Here is a 19,299-nt window from a genome sequence, read left to right on the forward strand (position 1 = left end):
GCTCTACCTGATGCGTCTTTCGGTGACGGTTGGATTTCGTGGCTCCCAGCACACTCATCGCCCGCATCCGGCCTCGCTGCTTGTTCGTGTTCCTGCGGTCGCGCCTTTGCTACACGCTTCTTTCAGGCTGGCCTCGCGGCTTCCCCCTTGCGTTTCACTACAGTTCTCGTCACTCATTCTGGTCACCACTTTTCAGGTGACTGGTTTTGGCCCATGCCGGGCACACTGGGAGCGGGCTTGCCCGCGATGGCGTCGGCACACTCAGCACATATGTATCTGACACACCGCTATCGCGAGCAAGCTCGCTCCCACAGGGGACGGGGCTGATAGAATGCCCGGCCTATTCCGTCATACCGCAGCGCATCCCATGACCCAATCCTCGCCAGCCCTTCCCCCTCACGTCGCGATCATCGGCGGCGGCCCCGCCGGACTGATGGCGGCCGAAGTGTTGAGCCAGGCCGGGATCAAGGTCGACCTGTACGACGGCATGCCTTCGGTGGGACGAAAATTCCTGCTGGCCGGCGTCGGCGGCATGAACATCACGCACTCTGAAGCCTACCCGGCGTTTCTCTCGCGCTACGCCGAACGCGCCCCGCAGATCGCCCCGCTGCTGCGCGGCTTCGGCGCCGAAGCGTTGTGCCAGTGGATTCACGATCTGGGCATCGAAACCTTCGTCGGCAGCTCCGGCCGGGTATTCCCCACCGACATGAAGGCCGCACCGCTGCTGCGCGCCTGGCTCAAGCGCCTGCGCGACAGCGGCGTAGTTATCCACACCCGCCACCGCTGGCTCGGCTGGAACGAGCACGGCGGTTTGCGCATCGACAGCCCGGAAGGCGAAAAAACCGTTCAAGCCGACGCCACCCTGCTCGCCCTCGGCGGCGGCAGTTGGTCGCGCCTGGGCTCGGACGGCGCATGGATGCTGCCACTGGAGCAACACGGCGTAGGAGTAGCACCGTTGCAACCCAGTAATTGCGGCTTCGAGGTGCACACCTGGAGCAACTTGATGGTCAGCAAATTCGCCGGCGCGCCGCTGAAAAACATCGCCATCGGCCTTAACGACGACGTGCCACGGCTCGGCGAATGCGTGATTACCGCCACCGGGATCGAAGGCAGTTTGATCTATGCCCTGTCGGCACCGATCCGCGAGGCGATCAACCGAAACGGTTCGGCAACCATTCATCTGGACCTGTTGCCGGGCCGGCCTGTGGATAAAGTTGCGGCAGCGTTGAACAAGCCCCGGGGATCGCGCTCCATGGCCAAGCACCTGCACAGTCAGTTGGGTATCGACGGGGTAAAAGCGGCGCTATTGCGTGAACTGACCAGCGCCGACTGCTTTGCCGACATGGCCTTGCTGGCCAACGCGATCAAGGCATTGCCATTGACCCTGGTGAAAACCCGTCCACTGGACGAGGCCATCAGCAGTGCTGGCGGTGTGTTGTTCGAGGCGATGGATGAGCGATTGATGCTCAAGCAAATGCCTGGCGTGTTTTGCGCCGGGGAAATGCTCGATTGGGAAGCGCCGACCGGCGGCTATCTGCTGACCGCGTGCTTCGCCAGCGGGCGGGCGGCGGGGTTGGGGATGGTGGAGTGGTTGCGGCGCGAGGCTTGAAGATCGAGTCGTACCCATCGCGAGCAAGCTCGCTCCCACATTGATCTTCTGTGAACACAGAATTTGTGAACGACACTGATCCATTGTGGGAGCGAGCTTGCTCCGGGCGGCGTTCCGACGATGGCGGTTTAATTAACGCTGCGAATCTTAAGGCTTGCGCTTACGCGGCCCAGTATTGAACACCGGTACCTTGCGCACAGGCTTGATCGACGGTTCCGCCGGCGCAACCTCTCCGCTATCAACCCACCGACCCAGATTGCGTTTACCACCGCCACCACCGGAAGCCTTGGGCTTTTTCGGTTTTTTCGGTTTCTTGACAACCTGGCCGCTGGCATCGGTGTCCGGCACGCGGTGCTCTGGCTCGAAGTCCGGCTCGTTCTGACGCTTCAAGGTCTGACGGGTCAGCATCTCGATGGCCGACAGCAGATTCACTTCATCGGCACACACCAGGGAAATCGCCTCGCCCGTCGAGCCCGCGCGGCCGGTACGACCGATACGGTGGATGTAGTCCTCAGCGACAATCGGCAAATCGAAGTTGACCACCATCGGCAGGTCTTCGATGTCCAGGCCCCGAGCCGCCACGTCGGTAGCGACCAGGATCTGCACCTCACTCGCCTTGAAGCGGTCGAGCGCACGCTGGCGGGTCGCCTGGGGTTTGTCGCCGTGGATACCGTCGGCATTGATGCCCAGACCCTGGAGTTTTTCCACCAGCGCGTCCACGCCGTTACGGGTCTTGGCGAACACCAGTACTTGCTTCCACTTGCCCTTGCGCATCAGGTGCACGAACAGTTCAGGCTTGCGCTTCTTGTCCACCGTCACGATCCATTGCTTGACGGTATTGGCCGCAACGTTGCGCGGACTGACTTCGACTGTCAGCGGGTCGTTGAGCATCTGCCCGGCCAGCAGGCGAATGTCATCGGAGAAGGTCGCGGAGAACAACAGCGTCTGACGTTTCTTCGGAAGAGCACGGTAAATGTTCGCCAGTTCCTCGGAAAAGCCCAGGTCGAGCATGCGGTCGGCTTCGTCCAGTACCAGAGTCTGCAGCTGGTTGAACTTCAGCGCGTTCTGGCGGAACAGGTCGAGCAAGCGGCCCGGGGTCGCCACCAGCAGGTCAACGCCGCTGCGCAGCTTCATCATCTGCGGGTTGATGCTGACCCCGCCGTACACCGCGTAAGTACGTAGCGGCAGGTTTTCGGCGTACTGGCGCACGGCTTCGTGAACCTGTTCGGCCAGCTCGCGGGTGGGCACCAGGATCAGCGCGCGGGCCGAGTTGGCGGTGACTTTCGGCCCTTCCATGGCCAGCAGTTGCAATAGCGGCAGGGCGAAACCGGCGGTCTTGCCCGTGCCGGTCTGGGCGGCGGCCATCAGGTCACGACCGGCCAGCACCGCCGGAATGGCTTGCGCCTGAACCGGCGTTGGAGTCTGGTAGCCGAGCTTCTCGAGGGAGCGCAGCAAGGGTTCGATCAGGCCAAGGGTGGCGAAAGTCATGGGAGTACCGTAGGAAAATTCAGCGCGGGTTGTTCAAAACAAGTGTGCAAAACAAGATGCAATGGCGCGCAGTTTACCCTAATTCACACGGGATTCTGTCGGCACTGCCGTCGGCACCACTGGCCGCGCTGGCGTGCGACGCCACTGCGGCAAACCGATCAGCACCACGGCGCTGATGATCACTGCCATCGCCAGGGTTTCCTCGATACCGATAGTCTCGCCAACGAACACGATCCCCAGCAACACCGCCACCGCCGGGTTGACGTAGGCATAACTGGTGGCCGCCGCCGGGCGCACGTGTTTCAACAGGTACATGTAGGCGTTGAAAGCGATGATCGAACCGAACACTGTCAGATACGCCAACGCGGCCCAACCTTCGAGCGGCGGCACCTTTTCCAGGTGTTCACCGCTGACTGCGCTGGCAATCAGCAGCACCACGCCGCCCACCAGCATTTCCACGGCACTGGCCATTGCGCCCTGAGGCAATGGCAGGTGCTTGCTCCACACCGAGCCGAAGGCCCAGGTCGCCGCCGCGAAAATCAGCAGGGCCGCACCCAGCGGGCTCGACTGCAGGTTGGAACCGAGGTTGAGCATGGCGATGCCGATCAAGCCGAGCACAATCCCGGCCCATTCGAGACGGGTATTACGCGCGCCCCAGAAATATCCGCACAGCAAGGTAAACAGCGGCACCGTCGCCACTGCCAAAGCCGCCACCCCGGAAGCCACGCCCGTATGCTCGGCCACGCTGACCGCACCGTTACCGCACGCCAGCAGCAAGACGCCGATCATCCCCGCGGCCTTCCATTGTGCCCAGGTCGGTGCCGGCGCCCCGCGCCAGCGCAGAAAGGCGTACATCAAGGTTCCGGCGATCACGAAGCGGATGCCCGCAAGCAGCAACGGCGGCCAAGACTCCACGCCGATGCGGATCACCAGGTAGGTCGAGCCCCAAATCACGTACAACGCGAAAAAGGCAGCGATCAACGGTAAGGGAAAACGACGGAGGCCAGGCATGGGGAGCAGCTCGCAGGCAAGACAAGTGAACGGCTATTCTAGAAAGGCCAACGACGGAAAATAAGTTACAAAACCTGTTTATCGCACCGGTACACTTTTCAAAACACGGAGTTTTTTGCGATAAACCGTGCTTTCGAAAGTCGGCCATTTTCAGGAGTCACCCCGATGGATAAGTACGACCGCATGCTGCTCAGCGCCCTGCTGGAAAACGGTCGCGCGTCCTATGCCGACCTGGCGCGCAAGGTCAACCTGTCCGCCCCGGCCGTGGCCGAGCGCGTGGCCAAGCTCGAAGCCAGCGGCGTGATCACCGGCTATCAGGCAAAGGTCGACATGGCCAAGCTCGGCCTGCCGATCCAGTGCGTGATCGAACTGCGCCTGAATCAGCATGGAAACCAGAAAGCCTACGACGACCTGATCAAAATCCCGCAACTGACCGAATGCCATCGGGTGACGGGTGACCCGTGCGTGATCATGCAAGCGGCGGTGGGCTCGATGCCGGAGCTGGAAGAACTGATCAACCGGATTGCCACGTTCGGGTTCAGCAAGACGTCGATTGTGCTGTCGAGTGCCATCGAGAAACGGGTGCCGCTGGGACACATCGAAGGCAACGGCAAATAAATGACATGTAGGAGCTGGCTTGCCAGCGAAGACGGTGCATCAGTCGAAACTGCTGTAGGCCGATCCGACGCCTTCGCCGGCAAGCCGGCTCCTACAGGGGATGTGTGGTGAATTCAGAACCCGCGATAGCGCTTTAGGTGTTCGCCCACTTTCGCCGCCGGGACCTTCTGCAACTTGCACAGCAAGTCATGAGACAGCTCGCGCAAGCCATGCTTGTGCCGAAGCTCCTCGGCCAGGTGCGTGGTCAGGTTGGCCGCCATCTCGGCATCGGCCATGGCCCGGTGGGCCTTGCCGGTGTGGGGCAGGTTGGCGAACGTGGTGAGGGTGCCGAGTTTGTGGTTCGGCGCGGCGGGCATCAGCCGGCGGGCCAGCAGCAGCGAGCAGGCAAAGTTCTGCAAGCGAGTGCGTTTGATCCGCCCCAGTTCGAAGTCCCAGAACTTCTGGTCGAATGCGGCGTTGTGCGCCAGCAGTGGCGTGGTGCCGACGAATTCATTCACTTCGTTCATCACCTGCTCCGCCGACGGTGCGGTGCGCAGCATGGCGTTGCTGATGCCGGTGAGTTGCTCGATGAAGGCCGGGACGCGCACGCCGGCGTTCATCAGGCTTTGGTAACGCTCGACGATGCGCCCCTGTTCAAGGATCACCACGGCGATTTCCGTGGCCCGGCAGCTGCTGCTCGGGGAGATCCCGGTGGTTTCAAAGTCGATGACTGCTATGCGTTCCAAACCTGGTTCAACTCCGTAAAAATCAATTCTTGAGCAGCAACGCGCCTTCGATCGGCACATAACGGCTGGCGGCGCGGATCAGCGAGTTGGCGGTCAGGCCCGGCACGCCGTAGGCCACCGCCTGTACCCCGTGTTTGCTGATGATGCGTTCGAGCAGCATGTCGAAATCACCGTCGCCGGAGGCCAGGACGATTTCATCGACATGGTCGGCGGCATCCATGATGTCGAGGGTAATGCCCACGTCCCAGTCGCCCTTGGCCGAACCATCGCTGCGCTGGATGTACGGCTTGAGCTTCACGGTGAAGCCGAGGTTGCGCAGGATCTGCTGGAACTGCTGCTGTTTGCTGTCGCCACGGTCGATGGCGTAGGCGTAGGCTTCGACGATCTCGCCCTGTTTGCTGATGTCAGCCCACAGTGCGGCGTAGTTGAAGTGGCAACCATAGGCCTGACGCACGGTGTAGTAGAGGTTCTGGACATCGGCGAACACTGCGATTTTTTTCACCGGCTTTCCTCAAGGCTGAATCAGGCACCAGGCCCGAAAAGTCGCCCAGTATGCCAGCCCGAAGGATTGTTCCGCGAATAATCGGCTATGTGGCGAGGGAGCTCGCTCCCGCTGGGGTGCGAAGCAGCCCCTTTACTTTAAAATCCAAGGGGCCTGCTGCGCAGTCCAGCGGGAGCAAGCTCCCTCGCCACAGGTCAGACGAAGGAATCGTCGTCGCCACCGAAGAACGATGAGTTGTCATCGCTGTAATCGGCGTCGCTGAGTCCGCCCTGATCGTTGCTCCAGGAATCGTTACCGGCCATGCGCTGGTCATCGCCCCAGCCATTGTTGCCCTGGCCGTTGACCTGGGCCGGTTCTTCCTTGATGACTTCGACGACTTCCGGTTGCTGATTGTGATGGAACAGGCTGCTGATGCCTTGTGCCAGCATCACGCCACCCGCCACGCCGGCGGCGGTTTTCAGCGCGCCACCGAGGAAACTGCTGCCGGCCGCTGCCGGAGCCTGTTGCTGGGGGGCATAGCCCTGTTGTGGAAAGTTTTGCGGCGGCGCGCCGAAGTTCTGCTGTGGCGGTTGCGCACCGAACGACGAGCGTCCCGGTTCACGCCAGCCACCGCTCGATGGCGGTGCACTCTGGGTTGGCGCGGGCTGTGGCTCACGAGAGCCGCCGCCAAAGATGCTCGACAAAAAGCCACCGCTACCCGGAGCGGGAGCCGGGGTTGCCTGTGCCTTGGCCTGTTGCAGTTCGGCCTGCAGTTGCTGGACTTGCTGGGTCAGTTGTTTGTTCTGCTCGTCGAGACTCTTGATCGCTGCCTCTTGCACCAGAATCGCCTGGGTCATGAAATAACCTGCCGCCGGCTGGCGCGTCAGGTGTTCCTTGATCCGCGCCTCGGCCTGGGCGTCGCGCGGGGCTGAGTCCGTTTCGGCCTGTTGCAGCCGGGAAAACAGTCCATCGATCAGGGTTTGTTCTTCGCTGTTCATGGCGACCTCGTAGATTGCCGGGAAAATCGTTGCCTTTATCCAATGAGGATAAGGTGCTCAACCTTAATGGAGGCTGAAACAAGATGTTTCAATGTCCTTTACCGAACGTTTACGTTTGCGTCCCCCGGCGCTTGATCGGTTAAAGTGAGCCACTGCTTCCAACCTGCGATCCCCACTGATGAATCCGTTAGATGTGCTGCGTGACTCCCTGTATTTCTTCAAGCGCAATCTGGGCCAGATCGTGCAGCTGTGCCTGCCGCTGGTGATACTTGAGGCGCTGCTGCAACAAGTGGTCGACCACTCCACTGAGCCGGACAGTTTCCCAGGCATCAGCGTGATCGTCGGCCTGCTGGTGTACCCGCTGTACACCGCCGCGCTGATTCTGTTTCTCGACGCCCGCAGCCGGGGCGAGTCGCCGCGCAACCGAGAACTGCTGACGACGGCGGCGAGCCTGTGGCCGCGCTTCGCCCTGCTGACGGCGCTCAATACAGTATTGATTCTGCTGGGCCTGTCGCTGTATTTCCTGCCGGGCATCTACCTGATGGTGACCCTGGCGTTTGGCGAATACCTGCTGGTGTTGCGCGGCCTGGCGCCGCTGGCGGCCATGAAGGAAAGCCTGCGCCTGACCAGCGGTCACTTCCTGCGCATCCTGCTGTGCATTCTGTGTGTGATGGGACCGTTGTGGCTGCTCAAGGGCGTGACGCTGGCGGCGTACCCGGAACCTCAGAACCCGGTGGTCTCACTATTGATCGACAGTGCCCACAGTTTCCTTCAGCTGTTTACCAGCGTGGTGCTGTTCCGGTTGTTCATGCTGATCAACCCGTTGCCTGAGAGAAATGACAACTCGCTCTGACCTTGGGCGCGACCATCGCTCTCGGGTATGCTCGGGAGCAATCCTGCAACGCTAATAAGCCGAGCCATGACCCGTCTACTGCGCTACACCCTGCTGGGCCTGCTGATCGTGATCGGCCTGATCACCGTGATGATCTACAGCCTGACCTGGCGCCCCGACGCCAAAGAAGTATTGTCCGTCAGTTGCAGTGCCCAGGCCCCTTCCCTGGTCCCCGGGCAGGCGCTGAAGGTGATGACCTGGAACGTCCAGTACCTGGCCGGCAAGCGTTACGTATTCTGGAATGACCTGGCCGCCGGCACCGACGAACGTCCCACACTCGAAGACATGGCTTTCAGCCTCGACGAAGTGGCACGGGTGATTCGCGACGAACAGCCGGACATCGTGCTGTTGCAGGAACTGGACGACGGCGCCAAGGCCAGCGATTACCAGCACCAGTTCAAACTGTTGCAAGAACGGCTCGCCGACTTGTATCCCTGTGGCACCAGCGCGTTCGACTGGAAGGCCGACTTCGTACCGAACCCGCACATCTTCGGCAGTGTTGGCCGGCAACTGGCGACGCTGAGCCGTTACCGGATCGAACATGCCGAACGCCTGCAACTACCCATCACCTCGGGCAATCCGGTCAGCCGCCAGTTCAAACCCAAAGACGCTTTGCTGGTGAGCTACTTGCCGTTGAGTGATGGCGGGCAGTTGGCGGTGCTCAATACCCATCTGGAGCGTGCGACCCAAGCCGACAATACCTTGCAAAACCAGGTGAGCGCCGTGGCCAGGACTCTCGATAAATTCGAAAGCCGTGGCACGCCGTGGCTGATCGGCGGGGATTTCAACCTGTTGCCGCTGGGCCAGTATCGGCGCCTGTCCGATGTGCAACGCACGCCCTACTCCGCCGACAGTCCGTTGCACCTCCTGTGGGACAAGTATCCGATGATCCCGACCAACAACGAAGCCAGTGGTATCGACCGCGAACGCTGGCTGACCCATTACCCGAACGATCCCGGGCTGAACGGCCCGGACCGGACCGTCGACTACCTGTTCTACAGTCCGCGGATCAAAAGGGTCGAGGCGATGGTGCGGCAGGACGATACGTTGCGCATCTCCGATCACCTGCCGGTGATTGCCCGGTTCCTGTTGCCGGCTGCGCCGTAGTTTCGAATCAACACAAAACCTTGTAGGAGCTGGCTTGCCAGCGAAGAGGCCAGCACATCCAGCATCAATGTCGTGTGTTACACCGCTTTCGCTGGCAAGCCAGCTCCTACAGGGGATGTGTGTTTGGGGTTTAATGCACCGCCTCCAGATCATCATGCAGCAGCCCGAAGATCTCGCGTTTCATCTCGATGAACGAGCGCTCCATGACCATGTCCAGGTTGCGCGGACGCTCGATCGGCACGTCCAGAATCTGCTTGATCCGCCCCGGCCTGGCGCCCATCACATACACCCGATCGCCCAGCAGGATCGCCTCGTCGATGTCGTGGGTCACGAACAACACCGTCTTCTTGCTATTGCCCCACACCCGCAGCAACAACTGCTGCATTTGCAGGCGCGTCTGGCTGTCGAGGGCACCGAAGGGCTCGTCCATCAGCAGGATCTGCGGGTCATTGGCCAGCGCCCGGGCAATCGCCACGCGCTGCATCATCCCGCCAGACAACTGCTTGGCGTAGTTGTCGGCAAAGCCGCTCAGGCCCACCTCATTGACGTAGTAATCGACGATGTCCTTGCGTTGCGCCGCCGGCATGCCGCGCCGCTTGAGGCCGAACTCGACGTTCTGCCGCACCGTCAGCCACGGGAACAGCGTGTAGCTCTGGAACACCATGCCGCGATCCGCACCGGGGCCTTCCACCTGCTGGCCGCCGACGTAAATTTCGCCTGAGGTCGGTTCGGCCAGGCCGGCGGTGAGGTACAGGAGGCTCGACTTGCCGCAGCCCGAAGGCCCCACCAGTACCGCAAATTGCTGGTCCGGCACCTCGAACGACACTTCCTCCAACGCGGTGAACGTACCGCCGTCGGGCTTCTTGTAGCGCAGGCTGACCTTGTCCACCTGCAGCCGTGGCGCGTTCACCGGAGCAGTCTGAGGGGCGACAAAACGATGAGTGGCGGCGGTTACTGAGCCCATGCGGTGATCCTCAGGCGTAGGAAACGGAACAGTTGATCGGTGACCAGGCCCAGCAGGCCAATGATCGCGATGGCGAGGAAAATCACGTCCACCTGAAAGCCACGCATGGCCTTGAGGCTCAGGTAACCCAGGCCACTGGAAGCGGCGACCAGTTCAGCCACCACCAGGTAAGTCCAGGCCCAACCCATGGTCACCCGCAAGGTGTCGAGCACGCCCGGCAGGGACGCCGGGGCGATCACGTGCAGCACCGCGTCACGACGATTGGAACCCAGGGTATAGGAGGCATTGATCAGGTCCTTGGAGATGCCTTTGGACACGTCCGCGATCATCACCAATTGCTGGAAGAACACGCCGAAAATGATCACCGACACCCGCTGCTCCAGACCGATGCCGATCCACAGGATGAACAGCGGCACGAACGAGGTCACCGGCAGATAACGAATGAAATTCACCAGCGGCTCAAGGAAGGCCTGGACGATGCGGAAGCTGCCCATCAACAGTCCCAGCGGCACTGCCACCAGGGACGACACGATGAAGCCGACCATCACCACTTCGACGCTGGCCCACACATGCTGGCCAAGAGTGCCGTCGCGACCGAGGCGCACGGCGGCCTCGACCACCGCACCCGGCGTCGGCAAAAACATGCCCGGCACCACGCCACCGTAGGACAAGCCGGCCCACAGGCCGACCAACAGCACCCAGGCCAACCCGCTCGCGCTCCAGATCACCGAGACCGGCAAACCGGTCTTGGGCGTGATGCAGCGGCTCAGCCATGAATTGCGCTTGAACATGCAGCCTCCTAGAGCGGGGTGACGAAACGGTTGTCGATCAGGTCGTCATTGCTGACGTTGTAGGGCTTGCCTTGCAACTCGCTGGCGGTCTCGTTGGCCAGTTTGATCAGCGGTGCGCTGTCACCCGGCTTGCCCGGTGCGCCCAGAAGTTTTTCGCTCATGGCCTGATCGTAGAAGCGCACACCCTGGGCGGCGGCTTCCAGCTCTTTCGGATCGGCCAGGTAACCGCCAACGCCCTTGGCCATGATCTTGTAGGCTTCCTGCGGATGATCCTTGGTGTACTGCACGGCTTTATACAAACCGGCCACCAGTGCCTTGACGTCTTGCGGCTGCTTTTCGATGACGCTGCAGTTCAGTGCGACCACGTCGACGATCACCCCCGGCGTGCTGCTGCTATCGATCAGCACCTTGCCCTGCTGCTTGTCGCGAACCATCGAAAGGTGCGGTTCCCAGGTCACGGCGGCGGGTACGCGACCGGCGATGAACGCGGTGGCGGCGTCGTCGGCCGTCATGTTCTGCACGGTGATGTCGCTCATGCTCATGCCGTGTTTTTTCAGCAGATACGACAGCCAGAACTGCGAGGTCGAACCTTCGTTGACCGCAACGGCCTTGCCCTTGAGCTCCTGCAGGCTCTTGACGTCCTTGCCTACCAGCACGCCGTCACCACCATGGCTGTCGTCCAGTGCTGCAACAGCCTTGAAACAAAATTGCGGACGGTACTTGAGCACCTCGTCGATGGTCGACGCCGAGCCCGACAACTCGCCGGAAGCTTGTGCGGCCATGTACATCGCCGCTTCTTCGACCACCGGCAACTCGACAGTCAAACCGTTTTCCTTGAAGTAGCCAAGGTCCTGGGCCAGGTACAGGGTGCCGTAGCCGACCCAGGTGGTATGACCGATGGACAGGGTGCCGGCCTGGGCGCTGGTAGCGACCGTCGCGGCGATGGCGCTGACCGCCAGTGGCTGGGCAACGCGGGTAAGCAAGGACTTGATCATGGAGCACTCCCAAAGCTGTTGATTTAGTTTTGTCATGGGCAGTACGGCCAGCGGTCCTCATGCAGCTGCGGCCTGTGGTCTCTGACGGACCCTTCGGCGTGCAGCATTGGGCTGGCTGGGGAGATCGATGTTGGCCCAAGGGCGGGATTAGGAAAATGAGGAAATATGTGGATGCGAACGATGAAAAAACTCGTTAGCGCGCACCGCCAAAAGGCGCTATTTACGGGATTGCTCTAGGTGGGTGCAAGACGATCGAAATGTGTTGAATGGGCCATAGCATTCGCGGGCAAGCCCGCTCCCACAGGTTATGTGTCGTGCCCGAAACGTGCGACCGACACAAATTCTGTAGGAGCGGGCTTGCCCGCGATAAGGTCCGCAGGACCTTCCAGCAAGATCAGAGCCGGCCGTATTCCTGCGCCGTGCGATCCATCGCTTTCAGGGTCTTGCTGATCAGCTCATCAATCTCTTCACGACTGGCAATCAACGCCGGCGCCATGATCATCCGGCCAAGGGTCGAGCGAATGATCACGCCCTCTTCAAAACCAATCGTACGGCAGCGCCAGGCAATATCGTTTTCGTTGGCAAAGCGCTTGCGTGTGGATTTGTCTTCGGCCAGTTGCAGTGCCGCGACCATGCCGGTGCCCTGGATATCGCCCACCAGCGGGTGCTTGCCGAACACTTCGCGCAGGCACTGTTGCAGGTAGGGGCCGATGTCATCCTTGACCCGCGTCACCACGCCTTCATCACGCAGCGCCTTGAGGTTGGCAATCGCCACCGCCGCCGCCACCGGGTGCCCGGAATAGGTCAGGCCGTGGGCAAACACGCCGCCCTGCTCCACCAGCACTGAGGCCATCTTCTTCGACAGGATCAAGCCGCCCATGGGGATGTAGCCCGAGGTCAGGCCCTTGGCGATGGACAGGGTGTCCGGCTCGAATCCGAAGTACTCGTGGGCGAACCATTCGCCGGTACGACCGAAACCACCGATCACTTCATCAGCGCACAACAGCACGTCGTACTTGCGGCAGATGCGCTGGATTTCCGGCCAGTAGCTTTCCGGCGGGAAGATCATGCCGCCGGCACCCTGGAACGGTTCGGCGATGAAACCCGCGACCTTGTCCGCACCCAGTTCGAGAATCTTCGTTTCTAGTTGCTGTGCCGCGCGCAGACCGAATTCGGCCGGCGTCAGGTTGCCTTCGTGGGCGAAGAAATACGGCTCGTCGATGTGCTCGATGTCCGGAATCATGCCGCCCATTTCGTGCATGAACTTCATGCCGCCCAGCGCCGTCGCGGCCAGGGTCGAACCGTGGTAACCGTTCCAGCGGCCGATCATGATTTTCTTCTCGGGCTTGCCGAGTACCTGCCAGTAACGCCGCACCGTGCGGATCAACACCTCGTTGGCTTCGGAGCCGGAGTTGGTGTAGATCGCATGGCTGTAGTGAGCCGGTAGCAGGCTGAACAGCAGCTCGGACAGCTCGATCACCTGCGGGTGGGTGGTGTGGAAAAACATGTTGTAGTACGGCAGCTGTTCCAGCTGCCGGCTCGCCGCGGCGGCCAGGTCCTTGCGCCCGTAACCGAGGTTGGTGCACCACAGCCCGGACATGCCGTCGAGGTAACGCCGGCCATCGTTGTCCCACAGGTGCAGGCGCTCGCCACGGACCATCACCCGTGGCCCCTCGTCGTTGAGGGCTTTCTGATCGACGAACGCATGGATGTGGTGCGCAGCGTCGGCGGCCTGGTAGTCGCGGGTGTCACGTGGTGTGGTCATCGCCAGTTCTCCGTTTTGTTATCAGCGCAATTGAAACCAGGTGGTCTTCAACTGTGTGTATTTATCGAACGAATGCAGGGACAGGTCGCGACCGAAACCGGACTGCTTGCCACCGCCAAAAGGCACGGTCACGTCCAGCGCATCGACGCTGTTGACCGACACCGTACCGGCTCGCAATTGTCGCGCCACACGATGGGCGCGATTGAGGTCGTCGGTCCACAGCGAAGCCGCCAGACCGTAGACGCTGTCGTTGGCCAGTTGCAAGGCGTGGGCCTCGTCGTCGAACGCCGTGACGGCCAGTACCGGGCCGAACACTTCATCGCGAAACAACGGCATGTCCGGCGTCACGCCGGTAAAAATCGTCGGCTGGATGAAGTTGTCCGAGCCGTTGAAGATCGACTGTCGAGCGCCACAAACCCTGGTCGCGCCTTGCTGCTCGGCCTGCTGGATGAACTTCATGATGCGCGCGGTCTGACGGCTGTCGACGATGGCCCCGGCGGCGCTCGACGGGTCCAGCGGATCCCCCGGCAACCAGCGCTCGGCCTGGGCCTTCAGGCGTTCGACGAACTCGTCATGGATCGAGTGTTGCACCAGCAACCGCGAGTTGGCCGAGCACACTTCACCCTGATTGAAGAAGATGCCGAATGCGGCTTTCTCGGCCGCCAGATCCAGGTCCTGGCAATCGGCGAACACCAGGTTCGCACTCTTGCCGCCGCACTCCAGCCACACCTGCTTGAGGTTCGACTGGGCCGAGTACTGCATGAAATATTTGCCGACTTCGGTGGAGCCGGTGAACACCAGGCAATCGACGTCCGGGTGCAGGCCCAGGGCCTTGCCGGTCTGCTCGCCGAGGCCCGGCAGCACGTTGAGTACGCCCGCCGGAATCCCGGCCTCCAGCGCCAGCTCAGCCAGGCGCAGGGCAGAAAACGGCGACTGCTCGGCCGGTTTGAGGATCACCGAGTTACCGGCAGCCAGGGCCGGGGCGAGCTTCCACGCGGCCATGTCCAGGGGGAAATTCCACGGCACCACGGCAGCCACCACGCCAAGGGCTTCGCGGGTGATGGTTGCCAGCACGTTCTGCGCACTCGGCGCGACCTGGTCGTACAGTTTGTCGAGGCTTTCGGCGTACCAGCGGAACACTCCAGCGGCACCCGGCACGTCGATGTTGTAGGCATCGGCGACGGGTTTGCCCATGTTCAGCGAATCGAGCAGTGCCAGCTCCTCACGGTTTTCGAGGATCAAGTCAGCCAGGCGCAACAGCACTTGCTTGCGTTCGGCCGGCGAGCGCGCCGCCCAGGTGCCTGCCTCGAAGACCTGCCGCGCATTACGCACCGCCGCATTCACGTCTTCTTCGCCGCAGGCGGCAACGTTGGCCAGGCATTGCCCGGTAGCAGGGTTGATCGCGGCGAAAGTCTGCCCCGACTGCGCCGCGCGGCGCTGGCCGCCGATCACGGCCTGGTCGGGAAACCGCAGGGAAGCGGCCTTGCGTTGCCAATACTCAAGCTCGAACACGTTCAGATGCTCCAGAGGACATTCTTGTGTATTGGATAATCGCTCAGGCCCAAGCGGTGGAAAACCAGTAAAAATGTGTTCGCAGGCCAAGAAAAAACTACGTAGCCAATCTCCCTTCTGGCGCAGCATGTGGTTATTGTTCAACCACAACAAATCGCTGCCCGAGCGGATAGGGGTGGCGCGCAAATTGCCCGGATGCCTGATCCGTTCTCCCCCGAGGTTTGCTGTGGCTGCCTACAATCTGCGTCAACTGAAATACTTCATCACCACCGTCGAATGCGGCAGCGTCGCCGAGGCCTCGCGCAAGCTGTACATCGCCCAGCCTTCGATCTCCACGGCCATCAAAGGGCTGGAAGACAGCTTCGGCGTGCAATTGCTGATCCGCCATCACGCCCAGGGCGTGTCATTGACCCCCAGCGGTGCGCGCTTCTATCGCAAGGCCCAGGAACTGCTGCGCATGGCCAGGGAGTTCGAACAGAACGCCCTGGCCGACAACGATGTGGTGTCCGGGCAGATCGATATTGGTTGTTTCGAAACCGTCGCACCGCTGTACCTGCCGCAGTTGATCGCCGGCTTTTCGGCGTTGTACCCAGGAGTGGAAATCCGCATCCGCGACGGCGAACAACAAGAACTTGTGCAAGGCCTGACCTCTGGCGCCTTCGATCTGGCGATCCTTTACGAGCATGACCTGGACGGCACCATCGAAACCGAACCGCTAATGCCGGCGCAACGACCTTACGCATTGCTGCCGGCGGATCACCGCTTTGCCCAGCAGGCACAGGTGTCGCTGCGGGATCTGTGCCTGGAGCCGATGATTCTTCTGGATGTGCAGCCGAGCCGGACCTACTTCGTCAGTCTGTTCGATGAGCTGGGCCTGACCCCACGCATCGCCTTCAGCTCGCCATCCATCGAGATGGTGCGCGGCATGGTTGGCCAGGGGTTCGGTTTTTCGATCCTGGTGACCAAGCCGCATTCGGAGTGCACCTACGACGGGCAGAAAGTGGTGTGCGTGAACATTGCCGAAGACGTCACCGGATCCGGGCTGGTGGCGGCATGGCTCAAGCGCGGGCAACTGACCAAACCGGCGCAGTTGTTTGCCGACTACTGCCGTGAACAACTCACCGCAAAATCCGAAAGCTCACGCACCCAACTGTAGGAGCTGGCTTGCCAGCGAAGGCGTCATCAAGGCCGAAACAAGCCTCAACGGCCTCTTCGCCGGCAAGCCGGCTCCTACAGAGTATGTGAGCAGCGTCCTATCGGCGTTTGATTTATTTACGCGGTTTGATCCGCGCGGTGGCTTCGGCCACCAGCGGATCATCCGGCCAGTAATGTTTCGGATAACGTCCCTTCAAATCCTTCTTCACCTCCGCATACGTGCTACGCCAGAAGTTCGCCAGGTCCTGGGTCACCTGCACCGGCCGCCGCGCCGGGGACAACAGATGCAGTTTCACCACCTGTCGGCCCCCGGCGATGCGCGGGGTTTCCGCCAGGCCAAACAACTCCTGTAAACGCACCGCCAGAATCGGCGGCTGTTCGCTGTAGTCCAGGCGAATCGACGAGCCCGACGGCACGCTCAAATGATGCGGCGCCAGCTCGTCCAGCCGCTGCGGCAGCGGCCACGGCAGCAGGTTGTGGACGATGCTCGACAGGTCCAGATTGGCGAAGTGGCTGAGCCGCGAAACCTTGCCCAGATACGGCATCAGCCAGTGCTCCAGACTCTTGAGCAACGCCGCGTCGCTGACATCCGGCCACTCGCTCTCGCCCTTGCCGGCGAGGTCCAGTTGCCGCAACAACGCGACCCGCGCCTGCCACTGACGCAGCTCCGGGGTCCACGGCAACAGCTCCAGGCCTTTGCGCCGCACCAGGTTCACCAGCGCCTGGCTGCGGGCGGTTTCGTCGAGTCCCGTCAGTGGCTCGCGGCTGAGGATCAATTCGCCAACCTTGCGCTGACGCTCGGCCCGCAGCACGCCTTCACGCTCATCCCAATCCAGTTGATCGACGCAGCGCACCTGCTCGGCCAGCACCGAATCGAAGAGCGCCGGATCGAAGTCCGTCGCCAGGTAAATCCGCTCCTCACGCTGGCCCTGGCGACTGCCCAGATCGGCGATCACCAGCCACGGTTGCTTCATCAGGCTGTCGGCCTCGGCGAACAGTGCGGCACGTCCGTTGGCCAAGCGATATTCCGCACCACCGGCGCGCCGTTGTTGGGCGACGCGGTCGGGATAGGCCAGCGCCAGCAATGCACCGAGCCAGCGCGGGTGATCCGGATCGCTGACCGGCTCCGACGCCTTGCCACGCAGATAACCTCGATACTGCCGCGCCAGTTGCCGTGCGCGCTGCACGCCCCCCTGAGCACCGCGTGCAGCGCGCTCTTCACCCGACAACAGCACCAGTCGGCTGTGCAAGTCCGCCCCGCCGCCGCGCAAGATATCGCGCTCGCCGAGCAGTGCCGCAACATCGCAGGCCATGTCCGCCAGTCCCAGCGCCTGGCCGCGCAACAGCAAATGGGCGATGCGCGGATGCGCTGGAAGTTCGGCCATGGCCTGACCGTGACGGGTCAGTGCTTCCCCCTCCAGAGCCCCCAGACGTTCGAGCAGATCCTGAGCCTGTGCATAAGCGGCGGCCGGCGGCACGTCGAGCCACACCAGTTGCCCCGGTGTCACACCCCAACGTCCCAGTTGCAAGGCCAGCCCGGCGAGGTCCGCCGAAAGGATTTCCGCACTGCCATAGGCCGCCAGTTGTTCGTGCTGGTCCTGGGACCACAAGCGATAACACACGCCCGGCTCCAGTCGCCCGGCCCGGCCCGCGCGCTGAGTGGCACTGGCTTTGGAAATCCGTTGCGTGTCGAGACGAGTCATGCCGCTGCCGGGATCAAAACGCGGCACCCGCGCCAGCCCGGCATCGATCACCACGCGCACGCCGTTGATGGTCAAACTGGTTTCGGCGATGTTGGTGGCCAGCACCACTTTGCGTTGGCCCGCCGGTGCCGGATCGATGGCTGCCCGCTGCGCGGCGAGGTCCAGTTCACCGTGCAACGGGCACAACAGAACCTGTGGGTTATCGCCCAGCGCATCCGCCAGTTGCTGATGCACGCGGCGGATTTCCGCTTGCCCCGGCAGGAACACCAGCACGCTGCCGGTTTCGTCGTTCAGGGCTTCAAGGACGGTCTGCACCAGACGCGGCTCGATGAATTCACCGGCCTGGAACGGTCGACCCCAGCGCATCGCCACCGGGTACATGCGCCCTTCGCTGCGCAGGATCGGCGCGTCGCCGAGCAACCCGGCCAAGCGTTCGCCTTCGAGCGTAGCCGACATCAAGAGGATTTTCAGCGGGTGATCGTCACGAAACAGCTCGCGGCCGTTGAGGCTCAGGGCCAGCGCCAGATCAGCGTCGAGGCTGCGTTCGTGAAACTCATCGAAGATCAGCAGGCCCACGCCTTCCAGCGCCGGATCATCCTGCAAACGCCGGGTGAGGATGCCTTCGGTGACCACTTCGATGCGGGTGTCAGGGCCGACCTTGCTGTCGAGCCGAATGCGATAACCCACGGTTTCGCCGACCTTCTCCCCCAGCTCACTGGCCAGCCGTTCCGCCGCTGCGCGTGCGGCCAACCGGCGGGGTTCGAGCATCAGGATGGTCTGCCCGGCCAGCCACGGCTCGTTGAGCAGGGCCAAAGGTACGCGGGTGGTCTTACCGGCGCCGGGCGGTGCTTCGAGCACGGCTTCGTGGCGTGTAGCAAGGGCTTCACGCAGGGCGGGTAAAACTTCATCGATCGGCAAAGAAATCATGCTGGCTCCAAAACAGAGCGGCGAGTATAACGGCGAACTGTTTAGCGTAGTCTGGGCTCTAACCAGTAACGTTATTGGCGTTCTACTCAGGAGATTTCATATGCGTGCTCCCTTTCGCCTGATTGGCGGTGTTCTGGTCGCAACCTTGCTGACTCAAGTGACAGCTTGCGGATCGATCTTCTACCCCGATCGCCGTGGCCAGATCGAAGGCAAGATCGACCCGGCCATCGCCGCGCTCGACGCCGTTGGCCTGCTGTTCTACATCATCCCCGGCCTGATCGCGTTTGCCGTGGACTTCGCCACCGGCGCGATTTACTTCGAGCCGGGCAAGACCGCCCAGGTCGACCCGCAAAAACTCAAGGACGCCATTGGCCCCGACGGCAAGGTCGATAACCGCAAGTTGCAGACTATTCTGGAAAGCGAACTGGGCCGCAGCTTCCCGCTGGACGATCCACGCCTGATCCAGAGCAAAGGCAGCGCCCAACAACTGGCGATGTTCGGCCTGCAACCCGCCGCGTAATTCCTGCACGCAAAAGGACTCTTCAAGTAACGATGGCC

17 protein-coding genes are annotated in these 19,299 nt (G+C 61.9%); 6 read left to right on the plus strand and 11 right to left on the minus strand.

Going from position 1 to position 19,299, the window contains the following annotated elements; all coding sequences use genetic code 11:
• Nucleotides 1–367 precede the first annotated feature (367 nt).
• Complete coding sequence (locus KGA81_RS02150) at nucleotides 368–1,609, plus strand: TIGR03862 family flavoprotein (protein WP_223544375.1); 1,242 nt, start codon at nucleotides 368–370, stop codon at nucleotides 1,607–1,609.
• Nucleotides 1,610–1,756: 147 nt separating this feature from the next.
• On the opposite strand, the gene KGA81_RS02155 is transcribed toward KGA81_RS02150, so the two are convergent.
• On the minus strand, nucleotides 1,757–3,097 hold the full coding sequence (locus KGA81_RS02155; RefSeq protein ID WP_223544376.1) for a DEAD/DEAH box helicase: 1,341 nt from the start codon (nucleotides 3,095–3,097) through the stop codon (nucleotides 1,757–1,759).
• 78 nt (nucleotides 3,098–3,175) lie between these two features.
• A complete protein-coding gene (gene yedA, locus KGA81_RS02160; protein WP_223544377.1) occupies nucleotides 3,176–4,108 on the minus strand; it encodes a drug/metabolite exporter YedA in 933 nt (310 codons plus the stop codon).
• 165 nt (nucleotides 4,109–4,273) lie between these two features.
• Between yedA and KGA81_RS02165 the strand changes: the two genes are divergently transcribed.
• Entirely contained in the window at nucleotides 4,274–4,726 is a 453-nt protein-coding gene (locus tag KGA81_RS02165; protein ID WP_007990688.1) for an Lrp/AsnC family transcriptional regulator, read from the plus strand.
• A gap of 113 nt (nucleotides 4,727–4,839) precedes the next feature.
• On the opposite strand, the gene KGA81_RS02170 is transcribed toward KGA81_RS02165, so the two are convergent.
• The 3 genes from KGA81_RS02170 to KGA81_RS02180 form a co-directional block, all read right to left on the minus strand.
• On the minus strand, nucleotides 4,840–5,451 hold the full coding sequence (locus KGA81_RS02170; protein WP_223544378.1) for a PolC-type DNA polymerase III: 612 nt from the start codon (nucleotides 5,449–5,451) through the stop codon (nucleotides 4,840–4,842).
• A 22-nt stretch (nucleotides 5,452–5,473) separates the two neighbouring features.
• Complete coding sequence (locus tag KGA81_RS02175; protein WP_007990686.1) at nucleotides 5,474–5,953, minus strand: NYN domain-containing protein; 480 nt, start codon at nucleotides 5,951–5,953, stop codon at nucleotides 5,474–5,476.
• A gap of 194 nt (nucleotides 5,954–6,147) precedes the next feature.
• Nucleotides 6,148–6,930 (minus strand): DUF2076 domain-containing protein, encoded by a 783-nt coding sequence (locus KGA81_RS02180; RefSeq protein WP_223544379.1) that lies wholly within the window; start codon nucleotides 6,928–6,930, stop codon nucleotides 6,148–6,150.
• Nucleotides 6,931–7,108: 178 nt separating this feature from the next.
• On the opposite strand from KGA81_RS02180, the gene KGA81_RS02185 reads away from it, so the two are divergent.
• Together KGA81_RS02185 and KGA81_RS02190 are read left to right on the plus strand one after the other, a co-directional pair.
• On the plus strand, nucleotides 7,109–7,783 hold the full coding sequence (locus KGA81_RS02185) for a YciC family protein (protein WP_223544380.1): 675 nt from the start codon (nucleotides 7,109–7,111) through the stop codon (nucleotides 7,781–7,783).
• A gap of 66 nt (nucleotides 7,784–7,849) precedes the next feature.
• Nucleotides 7,850–8,929: an endonuclease/exonuclease/phosphatase family protein gene (locus tag KGA81_RS02190; protein WP_223544381.1), complete on the plus strand. Its 1,080-nt coding sequence runs from the start codon at nucleotides 7,850–7,852 to the stop codon at nucleotides 8,927–8,929.
• A gap of 130 nt (nucleotides 8,930–9,059) precedes the next feature.
• Here KGA81_RS02190 and KGA81_RS02195 read toward each other — a convergent pair whose 3' ends face one another.
• From KGA81_RS02195 to KGA81_RS02215, 5 genes are all read right to left on the minus strand, one after another.
• On the minus strand, nucleotides 9,060–9,893 hold the full coding sequence (locus KGA81_RS02195) for an ABC transporter ATP-binding protein (RefSeq protein ID WP_223544382.1): 834 nt from the start codon (nucleotides 9,891–9,893) through the stop codon (nucleotides 9,060–9,062).
• Nucleotides 9,881–10,684: an ABC transporter permease gene (locus tag KGA81_RS02200; RefSeq protein WP_007990681.1), complete on the minus strand. Its 804-nt coding sequence runs from the start codon at nucleotides 10,682–10,684 to the stop codon at nucleotides 9,881–9,883. The genes KGA81_RS02195 and KGA81_RS02200 overlap by 13 nt, the downstream gene beginning before the upstream one ends.
• A gap of 8 nt (nucleotides 10,685–10,692) precedes the next feature.
• The gene (locus KGA81_RS02205; protein WP_223544383.1) at nucleotides 10,693–11,679 is read right to left on the minus strand and encodes an ABC transporter substrate-binding protein; all 987 of its coding nucleotides are present in this window, start codon (nucleotides 11,677–11,679) and stop codon (nucleotides 10,693–10,695) included.
• Nucleotides 11,680–12,073: 394 nt separating this feature from the next.
• Nucleotides 12,074–13,444, minus strand: coding sequence for an aspartate aminotransferase family protein (locus tag KGA81_RS02210; RefSeq protein WP_223544384.1), 1,371 nt, complete (start codon nucleotides 13,442–13,444; stop codon nucleotides 12,074–12,076).
• Between the two features lie 21 nt (nucleotides 13,445–13,465).
• A complete protein-coding gene (locus tag KGA81_RS02215; RefSeq protein ID WP_223544385.1) occupies nucleotides 13,466–14,956 on the minus strand; it encodes an aldehyde dehydrogenase in 1,491 nt (496 codons plus the stop codon).
• Between the two features lie 226 nt (nucleotides 14,957–15,182).
• On the opposite strand from KGA81_RS02215, the gene KGA81_RS02220 reads away from it, so the two are divergent.
• A complete protein-coding gene (locus KGA81_RS02220; RefSeq protein WP_223544386.1) occupies nucleotides 15,183–16,112 on the plus strand; it encodes a LysR family transcriptional regulator in 930 nt (309 codons plus the stop codon).
• 112 nt (nucleotides 16,113–16,224) lie between these two features.
• On the opposite strand, the gene hrpB is transcribed toward KGA81_RS02220, so the two are convergent.
• On the minus strand, nucleotides 16,225–18,741 hold the full coding sequence (hrpB, locus tag KGA81_RS02225) for an ATP-dependent helicase HrpB (protein ID WP_223544387.1): 2,517 nt from the start codon (nucleotides 18,739–18,741) through the stop codon (nucleotides 16,225–16,227).
• 100 nt (nucleotides 18,742–18,841) lie between these two features.
• Here hrpB and KGA81_RS02230 point away from each other — a divergent pair, with 100 nt between their 5' ends.
• Nucleotides 18,842–19,261 (plus strand): hypothetical protein, encoded by a 420-nt coding sequence (locus KGA81_RS02230; RefSeq protein WP_008022979.1) that lies wholly within the window; start codon nucleotides 18,842–18,844, stop codon nucleotides 19,259–19,261.
• Nucleotides 19,262–19,299 lie beyond the last annotated feature (38 nt).

The organism is Pseudomonas sp. A-B-19 (assembly GCF_019947515.1).
GTDB lineage: Bacteria > Pseudomonadota > Gammaproteobacteria > Pseudomonadales > Pseudomonadaceae > Aquipseudomonas.